The sequence below is a fragment of the Streptomyces sp. NPDC057654 genome (genome assembly GCF_042800135.1).
Taxonomy (GTDB): domain Bacteria; phylum Actinomycetota; class Actinomycetes; order Streptomycetales; family Streptomycetaceae; genus Streptomyces.
On sequence record NZ_JBHVHQ010000883.1, the window covers coordinates 1 to 3,501 of the forward strand.

The 3,501-nt window shown below is 69.2% G+C and carries 1 protein-coding gene; it reads right to left on the bottom strand.

All coding sequences use genetic code 11. From position 1 onward, the window contains the following. Positions 1-20 precede the first annotated feature (20 nt). A partial coding sequence (locus ACFU99_RS37680) for a multifunctional oxoglutarate decarboxylase/oxoglutarate dehydrogenase thiamine pyrophosphate-binding subunit/dihydrolipoyllysine-residue succinyltransferase subunit (RefSeq protein WP_384401406.1) occupies positions 21-3,501 on the bottom strand: 3,481 nt, incomplete at its 5' end.

A 3,501-nucleotide genomic window follows, 5' to 3' on the forward strand; every position in this document is an offset into this window, starting at 1 on the left:
CGGCTGTACTGGCGCCGGGGTCAGATGTCGAAGACCTCGTTGACCAGGGCCACCTGCTCGGCCTGGTGGCGCTTGTTGGAGCCGACCGCCGGCGACGAGCCGTGCGGGCGGGAGACCCGCCGCAGCCGCTCCGGAGCCGGGATGTCCGCGCCGACCGCCAGGTCGAGGTGGTCGATCAGGTTGAGCGCGACGAACGGCCACGCACCCTGGTTCGCCGGCTCCTCCTGGGCCCACACGAACTTCGCCGCGTTGGAGAACCGGGCGATCTCGGCCTGGAGCTCCTCGCCCGGCAGCGGGTAGAGGCGCTCGATGCGGACGATGGCCGTGTCGGTCAGACCGCGCTTGGTCCGCTCCTCGACGAGGTCGTAGTAGACCTTGCCGGAGCAGAAGACGACCTTGCGGACGTCCGCGGCGTTCACCGAGTCGTCGCCGATCACCGGGCGGAAGCTGCCGGTGGTGAACTCCTCCGCCTTGGACGTCGCCGCCTTCAGACGCAGCATCGACTTCGGGGTGAAGACGACCAGCGGCTTGTGGTGCGGGTTGTGCACCTGCCAGCGCAGCAGGTGGAAGTAGTTCGACGGCAGGGTCGGCATGGCGACCGTCATGTTGTTCTGCGCGCAGAGCTGGAGGTACCGCTCGATACGGGCCGAGGAGTGGTCCGGGCCCTGGCCCTCGTAGCCGTGCGGCAGCAGCAGCGTGACCCCGGAGGTCTGGTTCCACTTCTGCTCGGCCGAGGAGATCAGCTCGTCGATGACGGTCTGCGCGCCGTTGGCGAAGTCGCCGAACTGCGCCTCCCACATGACCAGCGCGTCCGGGCGGGTCAGCGAGTAGCCGTACTCGAAGCCCATCGCCGCGTACTCGCTGAGCAGCGAGTCGTAGACGTTGTAACGGGCCTGGTCCTCGGAGAGGTAGAGCAGCGGCGTGTAGTCCTGGCCGGTCTCCCGGTCCACCAGCACCGCGTGGCGCTGGCCGAACGTGCCGCGGCGGGAGTCCTGGCCGGCGAGCCGGACCGGGGTGCCCTCCATCAGCAGCGAGCCGATGGCCAGCGTCTCGCCGGTGCCCCAGTCGATCGTGCCGTCCTCGACCTGCGTCGCCCGGCGCTGCAACTGCGGGAGCAGCCGCGGGTGCACGGTGACCCGGTCGGGGATGTTGACCTGGGACTCGGCGATCCGCTTGAGGACCTCCTGGGAGATCGCGGTCTTCACCGTGACCGGGAACTCCGCCTGCGGCTGCGGGACCTCCGCCGGGGCCGGGGCCGTGGTGGCCTCCCGGACCTCGGTGAAGACCTTCTCCAGCTGCCCCTGGAAGTCCTGGAGCGCCTGCTCGGCCTCTTCCAGCGTGATGTCGCCGCGGCCGATGAGCGACTCGGTGTAGAGCTTGCGCACCGAGCGCTTCTTGTCGATCACGTGGTACATCAGCGGCTGCGTGAACTCGGGGTTGTCGGTCTCGTTGTGACCCCGGCGCCGGTAGCAGATCAGGTCGATCACGACGTCCTTGTTGAACGCCTGGCGGTACTCGAAGGCGAGCCGCGCGACGCGCACCACGGCCTCCGGGTCGTCGCCGTTCACGTGGAAGATCGGCGCCTCGATCATGCGGGCCACGTCGGTGGCGTACATGGAGGAGCGGGCCGACTCCGGCGCGGCGGTGAAGCCGACCTGGTTGTTGATGACGATGTGCACCGTGCCGCCGGTGCGGTAGCCGCGCAGCTGCGACATGTTCAGCGTCTCGGCCACCACGCCCTGGCCCGCGAAGGCCGCGTCGCCGTGCAGCAGCACCGGCAGGACCGTGAAGTCCGTGCCGCCCTTGCCGATGACGTCCTGCTTGGCGCGGGAGATGCCCTCGACCACCGGGTCGACGGTCTCCAGGTGCGAGGGGTTGGCGGCCAGCGAGACCTGGATCTGCTCGCCGTCCAGACCGGTGAAGGTGCCCTCGGCGCCCAGGTGGTACTTCACGTCGCCGGAGCCGTGCATCGACTTCGGGTCGAGGTTGCCCTCGAACTCGCGGAAGATCTGCGCGTACGACTTGCCGACGATGTTCGCGAGGACGTTGAGCCGGCCGCGGTGGGCCATGCCGATGACGACCTCGTCCAGGCGCGACTCGGCGGCCGAGTCGATGACCGCGTCGAGCAGCGGGATGACGGACTCGCCGCCCTCCAGCGAGAACCGCTTCTGGCCGACGTACTTGGTCTGGAGGAACGTCTCGAACGCCTCGGCGGCGTTCAGCCGGCGCAGGATGCGCAGCTGCTCATCGCGCTCGGGCTTGGAGTGACCGCGCTCCACGCGGTCCTGGATCCACTTGCGCTCCTTCGGGTCCTGGATGTGCATGAACTCGATGCCGGTGGTGCGGCAGTACGAGTCGCGGAGCACGCCCAGGATGTCGCGCAGCTTCATCATCGACTTGCCGGCGAAGCCGCCGACGGCGAACTCGCGCTCCAGGTCCCACAGCGTCAGCCCGTGCTCGATGATGTCGAGGTCCGGGTGCTTGCGCTGGCGGTACTCCAGCGGGTCGGTGTCGGCCATGACGTGGCCGCGGACCCGGTAGGAGTGGATCAGGTCGAAGACGCGCGCGGCCTTGGTGACGTCGTTCTCGTGCGAGACGTCGATGTCGCGGAGCCAGCGGACCGGCTCGTACGGGATGCGCAGCGCCTTGAAGATCTCGTCGAAGAACTCGTTCTCGCCGAGCAGCAGCTGGTTCATGATCCGCAGGAACTCGCCGGAGGCGGCGCCCTGGATCACCCGGTGGTCGTACGTCGAGGTCAGCGTCATGACCTTGGAGATGCCCAGCTTGTTCAGGGCGTCCTGGGAGGTGCCCTGGAACTCGGCGGGGTAGTCCATCGCGCCGACGCCGAGGATCAGGCCCTGGCCGGGCATGAGCCGCGGCACGGAGTGCACGGTGCCGATGCCGCCGGGGTTGGTCAGCGACGCGGTGACGCCGGTGAAGTCGTCCATCGTCAGCTTGTTCGCACGGGCGCGGCGGACGATGTCCTCGTACGCCTGCCAGAACTCGAAGAAGTTGAGCGTCTCCGCCTTCTTGATCCCCGCGACCACGAGCTGGCGGTCGCCGTTGGGCTTGACCAGGTCGATGGCGAGACCGAGGTTGACGTGCTCGGGCTTGACGAGGGTCGGCTTGCCGTCCTTCTCCGCGAAGGAGTGGTTCATCGACGGCATCAGCTTCAGCGCCTGCACCATGGCGTAGCCGATGAGGTGCGTGAAGGAGACCTTGCCACCGCGCGCGCGCTTGAGGTGGTTGTTGATCACGATGCGGTTGTCGAAGAGCAGCTTCACCGGGACCGCGCGCACGGACGTGGCCGTGGGCAGCTCCAGCGAGGCGTTCATGTTCTTCGCGACCGCCGCGGCGGGACCCCGCAGCGGGACGTACTCGGTGCCCTCGGGGGCCGCTGCCGCGGGCTTCGCGGCGGGCTTCGCCGGGGCCGCGGCCGGAGCGGGCTTGGCGGCCGCGCTCGGGGCGGCTGCCGGAGCCGCCGGGGCCGCGGGAGCGGCC